Below are 20,400 nucleotides of genomic sequence, written 5' to 3'. Positions count from 1 at the left end.
CGTCGGTCTCATCTCAATGACGGCCTGCAATACCTCGGCAATCTATCAGGATGATCTCTACAACCCGCCCGTTTACTGGGGGCGACACGTTGTCAAACCCGGAGAGACGTTGTACCGGATTGCCTGGCGTTACGGCCGTGACTACCGGGAACTGGGCAGCGCCAACGGCATCGGCCCTCCCTGGACCATCAAGCCCGGCCAGGTCCTGCGTCTGGACCTTCGCGGAACTGTCACATCCTCGGGGCAGAATAACCGGAAGCAGAACGTTGCTGCAGCGCCCTCCAGGGCCGCGCCTCCGGCACCCACACCAAAATCGGCGCCGCGGCCAAAAGTCACCAGGCCGGCAGCTTCGGGAGATTCCCTGGACAAGCGGTCGCAAACCGTAGCCAGTGTCAGCTGGCGCTGGCCACACGCTGGCACCGTAATTGCAGGATATTCAACATCCGGAAAAGTCAACAAAGGTATTGATATTGCCGGAAAAGCCGGTGATGCTGTGAAAGCGGCGGCCACGGGAAATGTGGTCTATGCCGGTAACGGGTTGCTTGGTTACGGTAACCTCATTATCGTGAATCATAACGAGCACTATTTGAGTGCTTACGCCCATAACCGGAAAATTCTGGTGCAGGAAGGGGAGGACGTTAACGCCGGAGAGGTGATCGCAGAGCTCGGGAGCAGCGGTGCGGAACGACCCATGTTGCATTTTGAAATCCGAAAAAATGGCAACCCTGTCGATCCACTCCATTACCTGCCTCCCCGGTAGCCCGAAAGCGAGCAGACCGGAAGACTGCCGCAAGCCTGACCTCCGGCACTTACAGATACCGCGTAAGACAAAACAACAAGAATGACCTGGCCGGATTTGGCCAAACAACAAATGTCCTGAAAAAACGAAGATGAATGAAGCCGAGTCCCGGATAAGAAGAAGTATCGGGCCTTCACACAGGATTATTGAGAGGCGGGGCAAGAAACATGTCAGCAGAGCAAGAAGACATCATTGTTGATCGTGTCGAGGATCTGGATGATTCCGAAGATCAGGTTCTAGCAGAAGAGAAAGCAGAAAAGGACTCGGCGGACAGCGCCGAAGAAGAAATCTCCACCCAGGGACGGTACTTCACCAGCCAGAAGCAGCTGGACGCAACCCAGCTCTATCTCAACGAAATCGGTTTTTCACCGCTCCTGACACCCGAAGAGGAAGTTTACTTCGCCCGTCTTGCCCGTAAAGGTGAGGAGTCCGGCCGTAAACGCATGATTGAAAGTAACCTGCGACTGGTGGTCAAGATCGCCCGCAGGTACGTCAACCGCGGCCTGACGTTGCTCGACCTCATTGAAGAGGGCAACCTGGGGTTGATCCGTGCCGTAGAGAAATTCGATCCCGAGCGCGGTTTCCGGTTCTCCACGTACGCGACCTGGTGGATTCGCCAGACCATCGAGCGGGCCATCATGAATCAGACGCGCACCATTCGTCTGCCGATTCATGTGGTCAAGGAGCTCAACCTGTACCTGCGTGCGGCCCGCGAACTGACCCAGAAACTGGATCATGAACCCTCCGCAGAAGAAATCGCGCGGATGGTCGATAAGCCGGCAGAGGATGTGAAACGCCTGCTGGGCCTGAATGAGCGGGTTGCCTCCATGGATACCCCGATTGGTGCGGGGGGCGAGAAATCCCTGCTCGACACCGTCGCAGACGAGGGAGCTTCGGACCCGGCGGACCTGCTTCAGGACAACAATATGTGTTCCTGCCTGGAGAAGTGGATCGACCAGCTCAGCGACAAGCAGCAGGAAGTCCTTTCCCGCCGCTTTGGTCTGCGGGGCTATCCGGTGAGTACCCTTGAGGAGGTCGGACAGGAAATCGGCCTGACCCGGGAGCGGGTTCGCCAGATCCAGGTGGAAGCGCTTCGCCGCCTGAGGGAAATCCTTGAGAAAGAGGGGCTTTCCGGGAACCTCCTGTTCCAGTAATTCCCGCTGACCTCAGTACAAAGAAAAGCCGGCCAATCCTTTGGGCCGGCTTTTCTGTTTTCATGCCTCGCAAATGAGAACCAGGTGGCGCTCTGCTGCCCGGTGTCGTTGTTAGAATGCGTTGACCGGGCAGGATAGGGTGTCGAGCCCCGGTGACGAGTGAAAACGCATTCAATAATAACGATGGAAAAGGAAAGGACTATGAAGAAGGCTTTCTCATCAGGATTTGTATCCCTGATCCTCACAGCAATGTTATCGGCTCCTGCCGCGGCCCTGACGGTTGAAGGTGTCGATGTTCCCGAGACCTACCAGGCCATGGGCACCGAACTGAAGCTGAATGGTGCCGGTACCCGGTCGAAGTGGTTCATGGATCTTTATGTGGGTGGTCTGTACGTTCCGGAAAGTATCAGTGACGGCGAGGCGGTGATCAATGCTGACGAGCCCCAGGCCATCACGCTGCACATTATCTCGGGAATGATCACCAGTGAACGTATGACCGAGGCGACTCTCGAGGGCTTCAAGGCCTCTACCGATGGCAACATGGCACCGGTTCAGGACGACATCGATCAGTTCATGGCCGTATTCCAGGAAGAGATCAAGGAAGGTGACGTGTTTGATCTGGTCTACCTGCCCGGTGAGGGCGTGCGTGTCCTGAAAAATGGCGAAGTGCGGGATACCGTGGGTGATCTGGCGTTCAAGAAGGCGTTGTTCGGAATCTGGTTGTCCGATAAGCCGGCCCAGGAAAACCTCAAAGAGCGGATGCTGGGTCAGCGCTGATCCCAACCGCTTTTACTTCAATGGGAAGCCGGCGTACCCTCGATGGGCGCGTCGGCTTTTTTGGTTCCGGACCGGTGGGTCAGAGGTAATCCCGCTTCTGTTTGAATTCGCAAAGATCCTCGATGATGCAGGCGCCACACTTGGGCTTGCGGGCGGTGCAGGTGTAGCGGCCGTGGAGGATGAGCCAGTGGTGGGCGTCCAGGAGGAATTCCTTCGGAACCAGGCGCAACAGGCGCTTTTCCACTTCGAGGACGTTTTTCCCCGGTGCAATTCCGGTGCGGTTCGAGACCCGAAAAATGTGGGTATCCACCGCCATGGCCATGTGACCGAACGCGGTGTTGAGCACCACATTGGCGGTTTTGCGCCCGACACCGGGCAGGGCCTCAAGGTCCTCGCGCTTTTCCGGAACCTCTCCGCCATGCTTCTCGATCAGGATCTTGCAGGTTTTGATCACGTTTTCGGCCTTGCTGTTGAACAGGCCGATGGTCTTTATATATTCCTTGAGCCCGTCAACGCCCAGCGCCAGGATCGCTTCCGGCGTGTTGGCCACCGGAAACAGCTTGTCGGTGGCCTTGTTGACGCCCACGTCCGTAGCCTGTGCCGAGAGAATCACGGCAATCAGCAGCTCGAACGGTGACGAGTAGTTCAGCTCCGTGGTCGGGTTGGGGTTGGCATCCCGAAGCCGGGTAAAGATTTCGATACGTTTTTGTTTATTCATCCGTCAGGAATACTGCTCTCAGATGGGGTCAGGAAACATTGCCAGTGACGCGGACACGCTTGCTGCCACTGGTTGCCGGCTCCGGTGCTGTCACCTTGCGCCTGGCCTCCAGCTGGGAATCAATGCCGTTCTTCAGGGCGATCAGCAGTCCCAGTCCGACGAAAGCACCGGGGGGCAACACCATGAACAGCATGTCCGGATAGTTTTCGAAGGGGCGGACCACCCAGTCGGCGGCCATGGGGCCCAACAGCAGGTTCATATCCGCAAACAGGGTACCCTGGCCGATCAGCTCGCGCATACCGCCGAGGACAATCAGTACCGCCAGGAAGCCCAGCCCCATCATGGCGCCGTCCAGCACGGCCGGGCCGGGGCTGTTCTTTGAGGCGAAGGCGTCTGCCCGGCCCAGGATCGTGCAGTTGGTGACAATAAGGGGAATAAAGATACCCAGTATCTGGTAAAGCTCGTAGGTGAATGCCTGCATCAGCAGTTCCGCACAGGTAACGAACGAGGCAATGATCATCACAAAGGCGGGTAATCGGACCGACTCGCCCACGAAGTTGCGGATCAACGATACCGCGAGGTTCGACCCCATGAGTACCATCAGGGTGGCGAGGCCAAGGCCGATGGCATTGACCACCGTACTGGTCACAGCCAGCAGGGGACACAGGCCAAGAACCTGAACCAGCGCCGGGTTGTTGTTCCACAGGCCGTCGCGGATGATTTCTGCAGAGGTCTTGCTCGCCATAATCAGGACGTCTCCTCAAGCCGGTTCAGGATTTCCCGCCGATTCTGGCGGAAGTATATCAGAGACTTCTGGACGGCCTTCACCACGGCACGGGGAGTAATTGTCGCGCCGGTGAACTGGTCAAATACGCCGCCGTTCTTCTTTACGTTCCAGTTGCGCGGTTCCGGGTTGTCCAGGGACCGCCCCTCGAAGCTGTATATCCAGTCGGATTTCTTGGTCTCGACACGGTCGCCGAGCCCTGGTGTCTCCTTGTGGTTCACTACTCGCACGCCAAGCACAGTACCCTGGAGGTCGATGCCGACCAGTAGCCGGATATCGCCTGAATATCCGTCCGGGGCGACGACGGGCATGATGAAGCCCGTGGGCTCGCCGTCTCTTCGCGCCACCCAGACCGTGACCGGCCCCGGGGTTGCGAGCCGTTCACTGGCTGGTAACCGGACAGTATCGTTCAGCAGGTCGTTGTCATGCCGGGATTCCGGGATGATTTCAAACAGTGCCCGGGCCTCCGCCCGTGCTGCTTCCTCCTGGATGCGCTCTTCGGTCAGAGCCTGGGTCACCGCGATGGAACCGCCGGTGATGATGGCGAACAGGCCAAGGCCGATCGCGCTGCGTCGGATGGATTGTGCCAGTGCAGCCATGTCTTACCCCTGATTCTTGCCGGGCAAACCGCGGCGGGGCTTATGGTGGCCATAAGTGCGCGGCGGCGTGTAGTGATCGATAAAGGGCACGGCGAAATTCATCAGCAGGACACTGAAGGCCACCGCATCCGGATAGTTGCCCCACGAGCGGATGATGTAGATCAGCACTCCGATGCCCGCCCCGTAGATCAGTTTGCCCTGGTGGCTGGTCGCCGCCGAGACCGGGTCCGTGGCGATGAAGAAGGCTCCGAGCATGGTGCCGCCGGCCAGTAGATGCAGGGACAGGGGGGCGTACAGGTCTGCATTGGAGCCGAAGGCCAGGCTCATGAGTACCAGCCCGCCGAGAAAGCCCGCCGGAATATGCCAGGTAATGATGCGCAGGAAAACCAGCAGCAGGCCACCGGCCAGGAAGGCAGCGTTGACCCACTCCCAGCCACGGGCGATGCCGTCGCCGAACGTGGGATGCCCGAGAACCTCCGCGGCCGTGTGGGAGGCAATCTTATGCTTGTACTCACCCAGAGGCGTGGCCATGGTCCAGCCGTCGACGGTGGTCTGGGAGGCCGAGAAAATTCGGGCCAGGGTTTCGCCGAATCCGGGCGCACCCTGGAACAGCATGGCTGCTTCGGCCCAATTGGTGGTCATCGCGACCGGGAAGGAAATCAATACCAGGGCATAGCCGACCATCGCAGGGTTGAACGGGTTGGAGCCGAGGCCACCATACAGTTGCTTGGCAATGACAATGGCAGTGATGACGGCAATGGCGGACACCCACCAGGGGGCAAACTGGGGCAGCGAGAGGCCCAGCAAGAGCCCGGTGACGGCTGCGGTGTTGTCCTTCAGGAAAAACGCCACCGGTTTGCCCCGGAGCTTGAGGATTGCTGCTTCGGAAGCGAGGGCGACGGCTATGCACCAGACCACATTAATCAGGTTGCCCCAACCAAAGAAGGCAGTCTGGGCAAGCAGCCCGGGCAGCGATGCCAGGATGACCCAGAGCATGACCCGGGACGTCGGTCGGGCGTTGTGAGCGTGGGGTGATGACTGCTGAACAAATGCCATGGAGATCGGGCCTGGGCTCGGTTAATCGGAGGTCTGGGATTCGGTAGTGCGGGCCAGGGCCTTGCGGGCGTCCGCCAGGGCCTGTTCGGCACGCTGTACACGGTCGTGGTTCTTGGCCACGGCTCGTTCAAGCTTGTCGACATTATCCGCCTGCTGAGCCTTGGCGTCGTCCAGCATGCCCTGCATGGTATCCAGTTTGGATTTGGCCTGGTTCAATTGCTGTTCCAGCGCCTCGATATCGGGCTTGTCGTCGCTGGAACTGGCCGGGGCCGTCTCTTCCGGACCGGTCTTGGCGGCTTTGGCCTTCTTGCGCTCCAGAGCCTGCTGCACAAGCGCTGCCTTGGCGGCACGATCATCAACCGCGTCGCCGGCAGCCGCCGCCTTTTCCGCCTCAGCCTGTTTTTTCGCCTGGGCTTCGGCCGCTGCTTTCGCTCGCTCTTTACGGCGTTGTTCCTTCTCTTGCTGTTCCCGCTCCAGGCGAGCCTGGCGGGCCTCAAAGCGTTCCCGGGCACGATCAGCCTTGATCTGCTCCGCCCTCTGGACCCGGATCTCGCCCTTGGCGTACCGGTAGTACTGCACCAGGGGAATCGAACTGGGACACACATAGGAGCATGCCCCGCACTCAATGCAATCGAACAGGTTAAGGTGCTCCGCCTTCTCGAACTCGCCGGACCTGGAATACCAGAACAACTGCTGGGGCAGCAGATCCATAGGACACACTTCCGCACACTGGCCACAGCGGATACAGGGCTGTTCGGGAGGCGGCGCCGGCAATTCGGCTTCTGTAGCGGCGATCACGCAGTTGGTGGTCTTGGTCACCGGAACTGCGGTTGTGGTCAGGGTGTAGCCCATCATGGGTCCCCCGAGCACGAGACGGCTCACCTTCTGCGACTCCAGCCCTGCCTGTTCCAGCAGGTAATCGATTGGCGTGCCAATCAGCGCCTCGAAATTTCCCGGCTCCCGCACCGCGTCGCCGGTGATGGTGACAATGCGGGAGACCAGAGGGCTGTCCTCAAAGACGGCCCGTGAAACGGCGACGGCAGTTCCGATGTTCTGGCACATCACGCCGATATCGGCAGGGATTCCGGCGTTGGGGACTTCCAGCCCCGTCAGGATCCGAACCAGCTGTTTCTCGCCGCCGGACGGGTACTTGGTCGGAATGACGGCGATCTCGATCTGGGTGCCTTCGCTGGCCTTTTTCATGGCCTCGATCGCCTGCGGCTTGTTGTCCTCGATGCCGATCACGCAGCGTTCCGGCCGCAGGATCCAGGCCATCACCTTGAGGCCCGAAACCACTTCCGATGCCTTCTCCCGCATGGTCATGTCATCTGCGGTGATGTACGGCTCGCATTCGGCACCATTGAGAATCAGGGTATCCACCTTGCGGTCTTTCGGCGGGCGCAGTTTGATGTCGGTGGGGAAGCCGGCGCCCCCCATGCCGGAAATACCGGCCTCATGGATGATCCCCAGCACTGTCTCACGGTCCAGGCTGTGAAAATCCGGGACAGGGTGTCTGTCGCGCCACTGATCCTCGCCATCGGGCGTCAGGGTGATGCACCAGTCACTCATTCCGGAGGGGTGTGGCACCGGCATTTCGGCGATGCTTTCGATAATCCCGGAAGTGGGGGCATGGATCGGTACTCCCATGCCACGCGTGACATCAGCAATCTTCTGCCCCTTCAGAACCCGTTCTCCGACCTCTACAAGCGGTTCCGCCGGCTCGCCGATGTGTTGTTGCAGCGGCAGCACCAGCCGTTCCGGCAAACCGGCTGCCCGGATCGGTCGGGCCGTGGATTGCTGTTTGTTCTCGGCGGGGTGGATGCCGCCGGCGAAATCCCACAACTGAGTCATCAGGCGCTGGCTCCCTGGCGGTCGGTGGCAATGATGCCGGAACTCGGTGGTGTCCAGGTCCAGGTACGGATGTCCGGTTCAACGGTCACCATGTCGATGCAGTCAACCGGGCAGGGCTCGACACACAGGTCGCAGCCCGTGCATTCGCTTTCGATCACCGTGTGCATGTGCTTTGCCGCCCCCAGGATGGCGTCCACCGGACAGGCCTGGATACATTTGGTGCAGCCGATGCATTCGTCCTCCCGAATGACCGCCACACGCTTTGCCTGCTCGACGCCATGCTCTGCATCCAGCGGCTCGGGTTCCACGTCCAGCAGATCCGCAAGCGCCTTGATGGTGCCTTCGCCGCCGGGTGGGCATTTGTTGATGGCCTCGCCCTGGGCGATGGCTTCTGCGTAGGGGCGGCAACCGGGGAAGCCGCACTGGCCGCACTGGGTCTGCGGCAACAGGGCATCAATCTGGTCAACCAGAGGGTTACCCTCAACCTTGAACCGCTCGGAGGCAAAGCCCAGCAGCCCGCCAAAAACAACGGCCAGGGCCAACAGCACTGCAACGGCGATCAGAATGCCCGTCCACATAACAACAAATGCTCCGTCAGACAGTAACCAGGCCGGTGAAGCCCAAAAATGCCAGCGACATCAGTCCTGCCGTCACCATACCAATGGCGGCGCCCCGGAAGGCGACCGGGACATCGGCCACCGCGATACGCTCGCGCATGGCGGCAAACAGCACCAGAACCATGGAGAAACCGGCAGCCGCACCAAATCCATACAGAACAGATTCAACGAAGTTGTTGTTTTTATTAAGGTTAAGCAGTGCCACGCCGAGAACGGCGCAGTTGGTGGTAATCAGGGGCAGGAAGATGCCAAGAACCCGGTAGAGCAGCGGGCTGGTCTTTCGGACCACCATCTCGGTGAACTGCACCACCACCGCAATCACCAGGATGAAGGTGATGGTCTTCAGGAAGGCCAGATCGAGCGGCGCCAGCAGGTAGGTGTAGGCGAGGTAACTGCATACCGATGACAGGGTCAGCACAAAGGTGGTGGCCAGGGACATGCCCATGGCCGTCTCCAGTTTTCCGGACACGCCCATGAACGGGCACAGGCCCAGAAACTGAACCAGCACAAAGTTGTTCACCAGGATGGTACTGACCAGTATCAGTAAATACTCTGTCATCGGAGCTGCTCTTCCTCGCGCTGCCTTACATTACCCGCATGCCCGGGGTCGCGCCGGAGTCCGGAGACAGGATGAAAATGTCCTTGCCGCCCGGGCCGGCTGCCAGAACCATGCCCTCGGACATACCAAACTTCATCTTCCTCGGCTTCAGGTTGGCCACCATCACCGTCATACGGCCTTCCAGATCTTCCGGCTTATATGCGGACTTGATACCAGCAAACACGTTGCGTTCGCCATGTCCCACGTCAAGTGTCAGGCGAAGTAGTTTGTCGGCACCTTCCACATGCTCGGCTTTGACAATTTTAACAACCCGGAGGTCGACTTTCGCGAAATCACCGAATTCTATCTCATCGGCGATCGGCTCCAGATTGGCTGCGGGCTCGGGCTTACCGGTCGCTGCAGGCAGTTCCTCCCTGGAAGCTTCCAGCATTTTCTCGATCTGCGCCATGTCCACCCGGTTCATCAGCGGCTTGAACTTGTTGATGCCGTGGTTTTCCAGCAGTTCAGCCCGGTTGTTCCAGTCCAGCATCGCATTCAGGAACGCCTCGGAGGCCTCGGCGGTCTTCGGCAGAACCGGCGCCAGGTAGGTCATCAGGATCCGGAACATGTTGATGGCATTGGTACAGATCGCCTGCAGGTTATCGTCCTGGCCTTCCTGTTTGGCGATCACCCACGGCTGTTCGTCGTTGACATACTGGTTGGCGATATCCGCCAGTTCCATGATCCGGCGCATGGCTCGGCCGAATTCACGGGCCTCGAAGAACTCCTCGATCTCTTTACCTGCTTCGATGAATTCCTTCAGCTTTCCATGCTCGGTCACCTTGCCCAGCTGACCGTCAAAGCGCTTGGTGATGAAGCCGGCACTGCGGCTGGCGATGTTGACGACCTTGCCCACCAGATCCGAATTCACCCGCGCCGCGAAGTCCTCCAGGTTCAGGTCCATGTCATCGACGCTGCCGGTAAGCTTGGCCGCGAAGTAATAGCGCAGGTACTCCGGATTCAGATGATCCAGGTAGGTGCGCGCCATGATGAATGTACCCCGGGACTTGGACATCTTCTTGCCGTTGACGGTGACGAAGCCATGGGCCCAGACCGCGCTCGGTGTCCGGAAGCCGGCATCATGCAGCATGGACGGCCAGAACAGGGCGTGGAAGTTGATGATGTCCTTGCCGATGAAGTGGTAGACCTCGGCCTCGGAATCCGCCTTCCAGAAGTGCTCGAAATCGATGCCTTCCCGGTTGCACAGGTTCTTGAAGCTGGCCAGGTAGCCGATCGGCGCGTCCAGCCACACATAAAAATACTTGCCCGGCGCATCCGGAATCTCGAAGCCGAAGTAGGGCGCATCACGACTGATGTCCCACTCCTGCAGTCCGGCATCGAGCCACTCGGCGAGCTTGTTGGCCACCTGCGGCTGCAGGGTACCGCTACGGGTCCACTTGGCCAGGAAGTCATGAAAATCCGGAAGCTTGAAGAAATAGTGCTCGGATTGCTTCTCCACCGGGGTCGCGCCGGAGACCGCAGAACGCGGATTGATCAACTCGGCCGGCGTGTAGGTGGCGCCACAGGCCTCACAGTTATCGCCGTACTGGTCCTCCGTCTTGCACTTGGGGCAGGTGCCCTTGATGAAACGGTCTGCCAGGAACATCTCCTTCTCCGGATCGAAGAACTGGGTGATGTTCCGGGTCGCGATGTGCCCGTTTTCCTGCAGCTGACGGTAGATGTACTCGGAGAAATACCGGTTCTCCTCCGAGTGGGTGGAATAGTAGTTGTCGAAGCGGATATGGAAGCCGGCAAAGTCTTCCTGGTGTTCCTGACTGATCCGGTCGATCAGCTGTTCCGGCGTAATCCCCTCCCGCTCGGCCCGCAGCATGATCGCGGTACCGTGGGCATCGTCGGCGCAAACGTAGTAGCAGTTGTGGCCACGCATGTTCTGGTAGCGCACCCAGATATCAGTCTGAATGTACTCCAGCAGGTGACCCAGGTGGATCGGCCCGTTGGCATAGGGCAGGGCGCTGGTAACCAGAATGTCGCGCTGATGCTTGCTCGCTTGCGTCATGGTGATGTCCGAACCTTCTGTTGGTAAGGGTTGGAAAGACAAAAAACGGGGTTCTGTCGCAGATCCTGAATTGATTGCTCCAGGTAAAGCCCCCATATGGTCAGAAACGGGCACAGATGATACCTTCCAAGCAGCAATTTTTCACCTGAAACACCCGTTTCCGTGTTCATGAGCTTATTCCGGAGAATCCGATGACCCAGATTTCCCAGCAGGCCCTGGAAGCCGCTGTCCGCGAATACCGGGACCCTTACCTTGAAAAGGACCTGTACGAGCTTGGCGCCGTCAAAAACCTGAGCGCTGACGAAAGTGGCCAAGTTACCCTGATGGTCGAATTACCATACCCTTCCAAGGGCATTGCCGGAGCGCTCAAACAGATCGTCACCAACGCCCTGGAGAACGTCGACGGCGTTGACAGCGCCGACGTCCACGTTGGCCAGAAGATCCACTCCTACAAAGTCCAGAAGGACATTCCCTCGGTTCCGGGCGTCAAGAACATCATCGCCGTAGCCTCCGGCAAGGGCGGCGTCGGCAAATCCACCACCGCCGTCAACCTCGCCCTGGCCCTCCAGGCCGAAGGCGCAAGAGTCGGCATCCTTGACGCCGACATCTACGGCCCCAGCATCGGCATGATGCTCGGCGTCCCCGAAGGCAAGCGCCCGGACACCCGAGAGAACAAATACTTCGTCCCCATGGAGGCCCACGGCCTGCAAGCCAACTCCATGGCCTTCGTCGTCACCGAGAAAACCCCCATGGTCTGGCGCGGCCCCATGGTCAGCGGGGCCGTCATGCAGCTGCTGCAACAGACCCTCTGGGACGAACTCGACTACCTGATCATCGACATGCCCCCGGGCACCGGCGACATCCAGCTCACCCTGGCCCAGAAAGTCCCGGTCACCGGCGCCGTCATCGTCACCACGCCTCAGGACATCGCGCTGCTGGACGGCAAGAAAGGCATCGAAATGTTCCGCAAGGTCGACATCCCGGTGCTGGGCGTGATCGAAAACATGAGCGTCCACATCTGCAGCAACTGCGGCCACGAAGAACCCCTGTTCGGCCACGGTGGCGGCGAACGCATCGCCGAGGAATACGACACGACCCTCCTGGGCCAGTTGCCTCTGCACATGACCATCCGGGAGCAGACCGACGGTGGCACACCCTCGGTTATCGCCGAGCCGGATTCCGAAGTGGCGCGCCGTTACCGGGACATAGCGCGCCGGGTTGGGGCAGAGCTGTCCACCCGGGAGCGTAACCTGTCCGGTTCAATCTCCAGTGTTTCCGTAACCGAACACTGACCGGATTCGCAGGCGGGCCAGAACGCGGTCCGTTCACGGACGCAGGAAAAGCCGTCCAAAAATGTTGGAGGCCATGGATGGCCGGAAACAAGCGCACATGGGTGAGGCCGAGCGTTTATGAAGCGGAGCTTCATGCGACAGCCGAACGACAGCAATCTGTGATTGCTGGCTGGACCCCGGAGGGGTGCTCGTAGCGGTTTTTGGAAGGCAGCCCCTATGGGCGCAGCCCCCAAATCCTGAGGCCCGAGCCGAAAGCCGCAGCCCAAAAGGCAAGACCTCCACAAGCTTCGACAGACCCCCGGGGAACAGGTAAACTACGCCTCAATTTTTCCAGTGGAAACGAGACTTCATCGATGAGCATCAAATCCGACAAGTGGATCCGCCGGATGTCCGAACAACACGGCATGATCGAACCGTTCGAACACGGACAGGTTCGCGAAACCGAAAAAGGCCGTGTCATCTCCTACGGGACCTCCAGCTACGGTTACGACGTCCGCTGCAGCAACGAATTCAAAATCTTCACCAACGTTCACAGCGCCACCGTCGACCCCAAGAACTTTGACGACAACAGCTTCGTCAACTACACCGGTGACGTCTGCATCATTCCACCGAACTCCTTCGCCCTGGCGCGCACCGTCGAGTACTTCCGCATCCCGCGCAACGTACTCACCATCTGCCTGGGTAAAAGCACCTACGCCCGCTGCGGCATCATCGTCAACGTCACTCCGCTCGAGCCCGAGTGGGAAGGGCAGGTGACCCTGGAATTTTCGAACACCACCAACCTGCCGGCCAAGATCTATGCCAACGAAGGCGTTGCCCAGATGCTCTTCTTCGAATCCGACGAAGTCTGCGAGACCAGCTACAAGGACCGCGGTGGCAAATATCTCGGCCAGACCGGCGTGACCCTGCCCAGGACATGAACGCCAACCAGTTTCTCAAAGCCGTCGCACAACTGCAGGGGTGGCGTGAATGCGCCTTCCTGCTCGCCCTTGCGGAACGCTCGTTTCCGAACTATGCCCTGTTTGCTGACGCCGTTGGCCTGAAAACGGGCGCCAAGATGCGCCAGCTTCTGGACCTTGCCTGGGATATGCTCCAGAAAGACGTCAGCGAGGCCGCGATTCCCCAGTTACTGAGCAAACTCGAGACGCTGTCACCCAGCGTGGACGACTACGACGCCTACGGCGTCTATCCGGCGTTCGACTTCTGCCAGTTACTGGAGCAGGCCCTGCTCAATCGCCTGAATCCCAATAAACATCGGGCAACCGAGGCCTCCCAGCTGGCCACTGCAACGGTGATGAACTTCATCGAGATGTCCGAAGGCGAAGACCTGCCCGAGGATGAGCTCGTGCGTATGCTGGATCATCACCCCCTGATGAAAGAGGACAAGATGTTCCAGCGGGACCTGGTCTTGGCATTGAAACGCCAGCGGGTGCCGAAGGAGTCCTTTATCGCCGAGTTGAAGGCGGATGCCGCCAACGACGGCGTCAGCAATCTCGGAATTGCCCTGGACAGCTAAATAAGCTGGTTGTCCGCGCTACACTTAATGATAAACCCGCTAGTCAGCCCTGATTGGATAGAGCCATGAAACTCTCTGCTTTTGGTCGCAAATTCACCGCCGATGCCGGTATCACGTCCCTGATGGATGATCTGGGAAATGCCATGGCGTCCGGGGATGACATGATCATGATGGGAGGAGGGAATCCCGGGCACATTCCCGAGATCCAGCAGCGGGTACAGGAAATTCTGGCGGAGATGAGCCGGAGCGAGGACGATGTCCGGCGCCTGGTCGGGGTCTACGACCCACCCCAGGGCGAAAAGCAGTTCATTGCCTCGCTGGCAGACCTGCTCAACCGGGAGTATGGCTGGGGGCTCAAACCCGAGAACATTGCCCTGACCAATGGCAGCCAGGCCGCATTCTTCATGCTGTTCAACATGTTCGGCGGCGACTACGGCGACGGTCACCGCAAGCATATCCTGCTGCCGCTGGCCCCGGAGTACATCGGTTATGCCGACGCCGGGATCGAGCCAGAGCTGTTCCGGGCTGTGCAGCCGGACATTTCGTTCACCGATGCCCATGAGTTCAAGTACCGGGTGGACTTCGATGCTGTGGAGGTCACCGGGGAAACCGGGGCGATCTGTGTGTCGCGCCCGACCAATCCGACCGGCAACGTCATCACCGACGGGGAGCTGGCGCGGCTGGAAGTGATGGCCAGGCAACACGATATTCCCCTGATTGTCGACGGTGCCTATGGAACCCCGTTCCCGAACCTGCTCTTTGTGGATGCGCACCCCACCTGGAACGAACAGATCATTCTCTGCCTGAGTCTATCCAAGCTGGGACTGCCGGCCGCCCGGACGGGGATCGTTATTGCGGCCGAGCCGATCATCAAGGCGCTGTCCGGCATCAACGCGATCCTGAACCTGGCCACCGGCAGCTTCGGTGCGATGCTGGCGGAGCCGCTGGTGCGGTCGGGTGAGATCCTGTCCCTGAGCCGCGATGTGGTGTGCCCCTTCTACAAGGCCAAGATGGAAAGGGCGGTTACCGAGTTCCGGAACGCCATGGGCGAGGACAGCTGCCGCTGGTACATCCACAAACCCGAAGGTGCCATGTTCCTCTGGTTGTGGTTTCCGGATCTGCCCATTTCCAGCCTGGAGCTTTACCAGCGGCTGAAGGGCAGGGGTGTGCTGGTGGTATCCGGTCACTACTTCTTCCCCGGGCTGCCGGAAGACGGCTGGCGTCATCGCCACGAATGCCTGCGGGTAACCTATTCCCAGGATGATGAGCGTGTGGCTGAAGGCCTGCGGATTATTGCGGATGAAGTGAAAACGGTCTGGGCGGAGGCCGAAGGCGAGGGTTAATTGCCCAGTTTAGCCTCCTGCAGCCGCAACTCGTAACGACTGCCGTCCGGTTCCACCTGAAGCAGGCGCGACAGCAGAAAATCCTGTTGTGGGTCGAACCACATCAGAGTCTGGCGCCGGGCATTCTCGCCCCGGACCTTCTCCGCTTTCAGCAGAGTGATGGTGTCACCGTTGGTCGAGACCTGCTCTTCGTCGATGACGGCGAACTTCTCTTCGTCATAGTTGTTGCCATCGATGACCTGATAGCTCATTTCCCGCTTGCCCGCCTTGATGTCCTGGCGAAGCTGAAGCTGGTAGCCGAGCGGGTCCAGTGCACCTTCCTTCAGTGGCAGTTGGAAACCGCTATCACGGTAGCTGCCGGTTGCGATTCCCTTGCTCCAGTCAAAGTCGATGGACTGTTCCCGGTCCCGGATGAAGACCCCGGAGAGCCGGTAGCGGTAGCGCAGGGGGATCACCCGGCCGCTTTCCCATTTCAGGACCAGCGATTCGTCGATGTCCGCGATGAATGAATCGACATCCGTGCGGTACAGCCAGATGCCGTTGCCCTGGGAGGTAAGGCTGCGCACGGCGGTGCCATTGATCTCGAGACCCTTGTCCATGGTGGCGGTGTAGCTCACCCGGGAGGGTATCAGCTCGGGGGCCGGTTCCTGTGCCGCGGCGATAATGGGCAATAGCAGGAACCCCAGCAACGTCAGTTGCCGGAATGCCGGGATTCTGCAGTATCTTCTGGATAGTCCTGACACGCGCATGAGCCAAACCTTAAAACTGTCCAAGTCTGCGACAGTGTAGCTCCTACCTGGCGGCATGAGGATGACAATCTGTTCAGTTGTCGGGCAGCCGCATCGGAGCTTTCAGAATCTCGCCGTCGAAGAGGATGTAGTCACTGCCGAGCTGGATCCGGCCCTCGCAAAACCAGCGCACGACGATCGGATACAGAATGTGCTCCTTTTCCTGGACCTTCTCCGCCAGAGACTCCGGTGTGTCGTCCGGAGCAACGTTTACCTCTGCCTGGGCGATCACCGGGCCGCCATCCAGCTCTTCTGTCACGAAATGAATGGATACCCCGTGCAGGGTGTCACCGGCTTCAATGGCGCGCTGATGGGTGTTGAGACCGGTATATTTGGGCAGCAGCGAGGGGTGTATGTTGAGCATGGTGCCACGGAAAGCCCGGACGAAATCCGTGGTCAGAATCCGCATAAACCCGGCCAGAACGATGAGGTCCGGGTTGTGGCGACGGATCTCGGCCATCAGGGCCGCATCGAATTCCTCGCGACTCTCGTAACCGGTGTGGTCGACCACGAAGGTCTTGATGTTGGCCTGGGCAGCGCGTTCCAGGGCAAAGGCCCCGGGGCGATTGGAGCCAACGGCGATGATCTGGCCCGGAAAGTCCCGCTCCTGGCTCGCATCAATCAGCGCCTGAAGGTTGGTGCCGCTACCGGAGACCAGAACCAGGATCTTGGGAAGTGGGGCTTTGTCTGCCTTCATGCCGACAACAGCCCCGGTGCGTAGCGGACCACTGCATCGGATTCGGTATTGTCCGCGCTTTCGAGCACGCCCACCTGCCAGACGGTCTCGCCCATGGCGGTAAGCGTATCCAGGGCCAGGTCCTTCTGATTGGCGGGTACGCAGACGATCATGCCAATCCCGCAGTTGAAGGTTCGGTACATCTCCTCACTGGCCACGCCGCCGGCCTCTTTCAGCCATTGGAATACCGGAGGCAGCTCCCAGCTCTCGGTATCTATGGCGGCGACGGTGCCTGCCGGCAGGACCCGGGGGATATTTTCCGGAAGCCCGCCACCGGTGATGTGGGACAGGGCGCGAACGTCAACTTCACGGATCAGTTGAAGCAGGTTCTTGACGTAAATCCGGGTAGGTGCCATCAGGGCGTTGGCGAGGGTCGTCCCGTCAATGGGCTGCTGCAGGTCAGCATTGCTGACTTCAATGATCTTGCGGATCAGTGAATAACCATTGGAGTGGGGGCCCGACGATCCCAGTGCCAGCAGGACGTCGCCCGGTTGAGCGCGACTGCCATCTATGATTTCGCTACGCTCGGCAACGCCTACACAGAACCCTGCCAAATCGTAATCTTCGCCCTCGTACATGCCGGGCATTTCTGCGGTTTCGCCTCCCACCAGGGCGCAGCCCGCCTGCTCGCAACCTTCACCGATACCGGCAACGACCTGGGCCGCAACATCCACGTTCAGTTTTCCGGTGGCGTAGTAGTCCAGGAAGAACAGGGGTTCGGCACCACCGACCACCAGGTCGTTGACGCACATGGCCACGAGGTCGATGCCGATGCTGTCGTGCTTGTCCAGTTGCATGGCCAGCCGAAGCTTGGTGCCAACGCCGTCGGTGCCGGAGACCAGTACCGGCTCGTTGTAACCGGCAGGAATCGATACCATGGCGCCGAAGCCGCCAAGGCCACCAAGAACTTCCGGCCGGCGCGTGCGGGCCGCTGTGTCCTTGATACGGTTGACGAGATCGTTGCCCGCGTCGATGTCAACGCCGGCGTCGCGGTAAGTCAGGGAGGGCTTCTGTTCGCTCATGGTGTTGTAAGACCGTTGGCAAAAGTGGGACAGGCCGCGGATTTTAACAGCTACTCACTGTATAGGCCATGGTGTATCCTATGCGCCATCCATGCGAACACCAGGGTGATTCATGTCAGTAAAAGGACAATACTTGGCGCGGGTATCCAGGGCTGCCGTGCGGGCGGCCGTTTTGTTGTTGGGCTTTGCCTTTCTGGGTGCGCCGGCTCAGGCAGTAACAGTTTCCGGGCTCTATTCCGTTGAGGTTCCGGTTGACGGCTCCTCCACCGCTCAATTGCAGCAAGGTTATGCCGAGGGCTTGCGCCGCGTATTGGTGCGGGTCTCCGGAAGCCGGGATGTGCTGGCCCGAGACGGTATCCAGTCGGTGCTTGCCGAAGCAGAGTCCCTGTTGCTTTCCTACCAGTTCCTCCGGGGCGAGGACGGTGGTAACCGTCTGCAGATGTCGTTCGGCGCGGTGGGTGTAAACCGCGCACTGGCGTCGATCGATGCGCCCGTGTGGGGAGCCAACCGGCCACTGACCCTGGCCTGGGTTGCCGTCGAGGACCGCGGCTCGCGGCGTCTGGTCACCCAGGGTGGCGGAGCAGACCAGTGGCAATCTCTTTTCCAGCAGGCGGCCAGTGAGCGGGGGCTTCCGCTGGCGCTGCCCCCCGGGCGCTTTCAGGGAGATCGGGAGCTGCTGTCGGAGATCTGGGGCCAGTTTGTCGGACGTGTCCGGTCTTCGGCTTCCGATATCAGTCATGACGTAATGGCCCTGGTGCGTGTCAGCCAGAGTGGCGGTCAATGGCGGGCCGGCTGGGTTTTTGACGGTATGACGATGGACGGTGGCGAGGAAGTGGTGACGGCACCTGACCCCCGGTCTCTGGCCCAGGCCGTCATTGACCGTTGGGCGGATCGCTATGCCGGTCGCTATGCGGTTGCTGCGGGTGAGGTCGGTGATCTTCCGCAGGTTGATATTCTGGTACAGGGCATTCAATCCGTGGCGGACTACGGCAGGGTTACCCAGGTTCTCGAAGGGTTTACGCCGGTCCGCGCGGTGGGTGCTTCGCGGGTTAAGGGGGATCAGCTGACGCTGCGAGTCACCTTCAGCGGCGAACTGGACCAGCTCAAGCAATACGTGGCACTGGACCCCCGCTTTATCCCGCTGGATAGCGGTTCCTTCGCAGCGGAGCCGGAACCGGAGGAAGAAGCGGCAGCGCCGGATGCAGAGGCAGTGCCGGAAACTGAATCCACGCCCGAGGCGGAAGCCAGCCCGGAAGCGGGCGCCGGGGAAGGTGGCACGTCGGAAACGACCGGCGCGGGCAATCAGACGGCGGGTACCGAGCCCGCGACCGAGGCCTTGCCATTGGATGCCGAGGGTGCGGAACAGGCCTTCGAGTCGCTGTACCAGGTGTTGTACTACCGTTGGCAGCCTTCATCAGCCATTGGAAATGCCGGGGAAGAATAGGGCGTTGCCGGAGGGAGCCTTGTGAGATCTCAACGCTGGCGGTGGATACCCAATGCGCTGACATTTCTGCGTATTGTGCTGATAGCTCCCTTTGCCGGCGCCCTGTTACTTGAAAACTACCAGCTGGCCCTGATTATTTTCTTCGTGGCCGCTGTTTCCGATGGCTTTGACGGGTTCCTGGCCAGGCGCTACAACTGGCGCTCCCGGCTTGGTGCAATTGCGGATCCGCTGGCAGACAAGGCGTTGCTGATCACCGCCTACCTGATGCTGACATTGACCTCGGTGCTGCCGACCTGGCTATTCATCGTGGTGCTTGGGCGAGATCTTCTGATCGTTGTCGGCGCGCTTGCCTATCATTACGGCGTCGGGCGATATGACATGGAGCCGAGCATGCTCGGTAAAATCAATACGCTGATCCAGATTGTGGTGGTGCTGGCCATTATCATCCTGCTGGCCGGGTTGCCCATGCAGCCATGGGTCCTGGAAGCGGGTATCCTGCTGGTGGCGGTTTCGGCCGTGATCAGTGGCGGGCACTACATGGTGGTCTGGGGTGTGCGGGCCTGGAGGGCCAAGCAGTCATGAGCGCTTCCCAGCTGGTTCTGGGCGTCAAGTTGCGGGACGATGCCCGGTTTGACAACTTCCACGGAGATCGCAACATAGAGGCCGCACAGCGCCTCAAAGTGATCTGCGATCAACCGGCCGGAGTGCCGGTGGTGGTGATCTGCGGTGACTCGGATACCGGGAAAAGCCATCTGCTGCAGGCCGCCTGCCACCATGCCGAGGCTCGTGGCCGCACCGCCGTCTGCATCAGTATCGTGGAGCTGGAGCCGTTCGGTCCAGAGGCGCTGGCGGGTCTGGACACGCAGGACCTGGTCTGCCTGGACGACCTCGACCGAATTGCCGGTGACCCGGCATGGGAAGAGGCGGTTTTTCACCTTTACAACCGGATTCACGACCGCCATGGCCTGTTAATGGTCAGCCTTTCGGAAGTTCCGGCCTCTCTGGGCTTTCGCCTGCCCGATCTGGTGTCACGGCTCACTCACGGGCTGACTTTGCAGCTGGGCATCTACCGGGATGAGGACCGCCAGACCATTCTCCGGGCCAGGGCCGAGCAGCGTGGCCTGGTCATGAGCGATGATGTCGCCAGTTTCATCATGCGCCGCGCGCCGCGGCGCCTGGGTGATTTGCTGGCCATGCTTGATGTTCTGGACGAGAATTCCCTGCAGGCACAGAGACGGCTGACCATCCCGTTCGTCAAAACGGTCATGGGATGGTGAAGGCCGCAATGA

21 protein-coding genes are annotated in these 20,400 nt (G+C 59.9%); 10 read left to right on the top strand and 11 right to left on the bottom strand.

The window, feature by feature from the left end; all coding sequences use genetic code 11:
• Nucleotides 1-16: 16 nt before the first annotated feature.
• The 3 genes from MD273_RS09785 (at nucleotide 17) to MD273_RS09775 (ending at nucleotide 2,730) form a co-directional block, all read left to right on the top strand.
• Nucleotides 17-760 carry a peptidoglycan DD-metalloendopeptidase family protein gene (locus tag MD273_RS09785; RefSeq protein WP_239037544.1) on the top strand — a complete coding sequence of 248 codons (744 nt, stop codon included), beginning with the start codon at nucleotides 17-19 and terminating at the stop codon, nucleotides 758-760.
• 206 nt (nucleotides 761-966) lie between these two features.
• Complete coding sequence (rpoS, locus tag MD273_RS09780; RefSeq protein ID WP_239037543.1) at nucleotides 967-1,953, top strand: RNA polymerase sigma factor RpoS; 987 nt, start codon at nucleotides 967-969, stop codon at nucleotides 1,951-1,953.
• Between the two features lie 201 nt (nucleotides 1,954-2,154).
• A complete protein-coding gene (locus MD273_RS09775) occupies nucleotides 2,155-2,730 on the top strand; it encodes a chalcone isomerase family protein (protein ID WP_239037542.1) in 576 nt (191 codons plus the stop codon).
• Between the two features lie 79 nt (nucleotides 2,731-2,809).
• Here the strand turns inward: MD273_RS09775 and nth are convergent, their stop codons facing one another.
• From nth to metG, 8 genes are read right to left on the bottom strand one after another with little or no spacing between them, the layout of a single operon-like run.
• Nucleotides 2,810-3,448 carry an endonuclease III gene (gene nth, locus MD273_RS09770; protein WP_239037541.1) on the bottom strand — a complete coding sequence of 213 codons (639 nt, stop codon included), beginning with the start codon at nucleotides 3,446-3,448 and terminating at the stop codon, nucleotides 2,810-2,812.
• 28 nt (nucleotides 3,449-3,476) lie between these two features.
• Nucleotides 3,477-4,193, bottom strand: a complete 717-nt coding sequence (locus MD273_RS09765; protein ID WP_239037540.1) for an electron transport complex subunit E — start codon at nucleotides 4,191-4,193, stop codon at nucleotides 3,477-3,479.
• Between the two features lie 2 nt (nucleotides 4,194-4,195).
• Complete coding sequence (rsxG, locus tag MD273_RS09760) at nucleotides 4,196-4,831, bottom strand: electron transport complex subunit RsxG (protein WP_239037539.1); 636 nt, start codon at nucleotides 4,829-4,831, stop codon at nucleotides 4,196-4,198.
• 3 nt (nucleotides 4,832-4,834) lie between these two features.
• On the bottom strand, nucleotides 4,835-5,887 hold the full coding sequence (gene rsxD / locus MD273_RS09755; RefSeq protein WP_239037538.1) for an electron transport complex subunit RsxD: 1,053 nt from the start codon (nucleotides 5,885-5,887) through the stop codon (nucleotides 4,835-4,837).
• Nucleotides 5,888-5,908: 21 nt separating this feature from the next.
• The gene (rsxC, locus tag MD273_RS09750; RefSeq protein WP_239037537.1) at nucleotides 5,909-7,738 is read right to left on the bottom strand and encodes an electron transport complex subunit RsxC; all 1,830 of its coding nucleotides are present in this window, start codon (nucleotides 7,736-7,738) and stop codon (nucleotides 5,909-5,911) included.
• Nucleotides 7,738-8,316: an electron transport complex subunit RsxB gene (gene rsxB, locus MD273_RS09745; RefSeq protein WP_239037536.1), complete on the bottom strand. Its 579-nt coding sequence runs from the start codon at nucleotides 8,314-8,316 to the stop codon at nucleotides 7,738-7,740. The genes rsxC and rsxB overlap by 1 nt, the downstream gene beginning before the upstream one ends.
• Before the next feature lie 16 nt (nucleotides 8,317-8,332).
• Entirely contained in the window at nucleotides 8,333-8,914 is a 582-nt protein-coding gene (rsxA, locus tag MD273_RS09740) for an electron transport complex subunit RsxA (RefSeq protein WP_092002993.1), read from the bottom strand.
• Between the two features lie 25 nt (nucleotides 8,915-8,939).
• Nucleotides 8,940-10,970: a methionine--tRNA ligase gene (gene metG / locus MD273_RS09735; protein ID WP_239037535.1), complete on the bottom strand. Its 2,031-nt coding sequence runs from the start codon at nucleotides 10,968-10,970 to the stop codon at nucleotides 8,940-8,942.
• A gap of 191 nt (nucleotides 10,971-11,161) precedes the next feature.
• Between metG and apbC the strand changes: the two genes are divergently transcribed.
• The 4 genes from apbC to MD273_RS09715 all read left to right on the top strand — a co-directional run bounded on the left by apbC (nucleotide 11,162) and on the right by MD273_RS09715 (nucleotide 15,121).
• Nucleotides 11,162-12,262 carry an iron-sulfur cluster carrier protein ApbC gene (gene apbC / locus MD273_RS09730; protein WP_239037534.1) on the top strand — a complete coding sequence of 367 codons (1,101 nt, stop codon included), beginning with the start codon at nucleotides 11,162-11,164 and terminating at the stop codon, nucleotides 12,260-12,262.
• Between the two features lie 353 nt (nucleotides 12,263-12,615).
• Nucleotides 12,616-13,182: a dCTP deaminase gene (gene dcd, locus MD273_RS09725; protein ID WP_092002980.1), complete on the top strand. Its 567-nt coding sequence runs from the start codon at nucleotides 12,616-12,618 to the stop codon at nucleotides 13,180-13,182.
• Entirely contained in the window at nucleotides 13,179-13,778 is a 600-nt protein-coding gene (locus tag MD273_RS09720) for a YjaG family protein (protein ID WP_239037533.1), read from the top strand. Before dcd ends, MD273_RS09720 begins: the two co-directional genes overlap by 4 nt.
• A gap of 65 nt (nucleotides 13,779-13,843) precedes the next feature.
• A complete protein-coding gene (locus MD273_RS09715) occupies nucleotides 13,844-15,121 on the top strand; it encodes a valine--pyruvate transaminase (RefSeq protein ID WP_239037532.1) in 1,278 nt (425 codons plus the stop codon).
• Here MD273_RS09715 and MD273_RS09710 read toward each other — a convergent pair.
• The 3 genes from MD273_RS09710 to purM form a co-directional block, all read right to left on the bottom strand.
• Nucleotides 15,118-15,870 (bottom strand): DUF3108 domain-containing protein, encoded by a 753-nt coding sequence (locus MD273_RS09710; protein ID WP_239037531.1) that lies wholly within the window; start codon nucleotides 15,868-15,870, stop codon nucleotides 15,118-15,120. The genes MD273_RS09715 and MD273_RS09710 overlap by 4 nt on opposite strands.
• 73 nt (nucleotides 15,871-15,943) lie before the next feature.
• The gene (purN, locus tag MD273_RS09705; RefSeq protein ID WP_239037530.1) at nucleotides 15,944-16,606 is read right to left on the bottom strand and encodes a phosphoribosylglycinamide formyltransferase; all 663 of its coding nucleotides are present in this window, start codon (nucleotides 16,604-16,606) and stop codon (nucleotides 15,944-15,946) included.
• On the bottom strand, nucleotides 16,603-17,667 hold the full coding sequence (gene purM / locus MD273_RS09700; protein WP_239037529.1) for a phosphoribosylformylglycinamidine cyclo-ligase: 1,065 nt from the start codon (nucleotides 17,665-17,667) through the stop codon (nucleotides 16,603-16,605). The genes purN and purM overlap by 4 nt, the downstream gene beginning before the upstream one ends.
• Nucleotides 17,668-17,800: 133 nt before the next feature.
• Between purM and MD273_RS09695 the strand changes: the two genes are divergently transcribed.
• Genes MD273_RS09695 through hda form a run of 3 tightly spaced genes read left to right on the top strand, consistent with a single transcriptional unit; the run spans nucleotide 17,801 to nucleotide 20,388 of the window.
• Nucleotides 17,801-19,111, top strand: a complete 1,311-nt coding sequence (locus MD273_RS09695) for a DUF2066 domain-containing protein (protein WP_239037528.1) — start codon at nucleotides 17,801-17,803, stop codon at nucleotides 19,109-19,111.
• 21 nt (nucleotides 19,112-19,132) lie between these two features.
• Nucleotides 19,133-19,693: a CDP-alcohol phosphatidyltransferase family protein gene (locus MD273_RS09690; RefSeq protein ID WP_239037527.1), complete on the top strand. Its 561-nt coding sequence runs from the start codon at nucleotides 19,133-19,135 to the stop codon at nucleotides 19,691-19,693.
• A complete protein-coding gene (hda, locus tag MD273_RS09685; RefSeq protein ID WP_239037526.1) occupies nucleotides 19,690-20,388 on the top strand; it encodes a DnaA regulatory inactivator Hda in 699 nt (232 codons plus the stop codon). The genes MD273_RS09690 and hda overlap by 4 nt, the downstream gene beginning before the upstream one ends.
• Nucleotides 20,389-20,400 lie beyond the last annotated feature (12 nt).

The sequence above is a fragment of the Marinobacter sp. C7 genome (assembly GCF_022343555.1).
GTDB lineage: Bacteria > Pseudomonadota > Gammaproteobacteria > Pseudomonadales > Oleiphilaceae > Marinobacter.
This window is presented reverse-complemented; position numbering and strand designations above follow the sequence as displayed.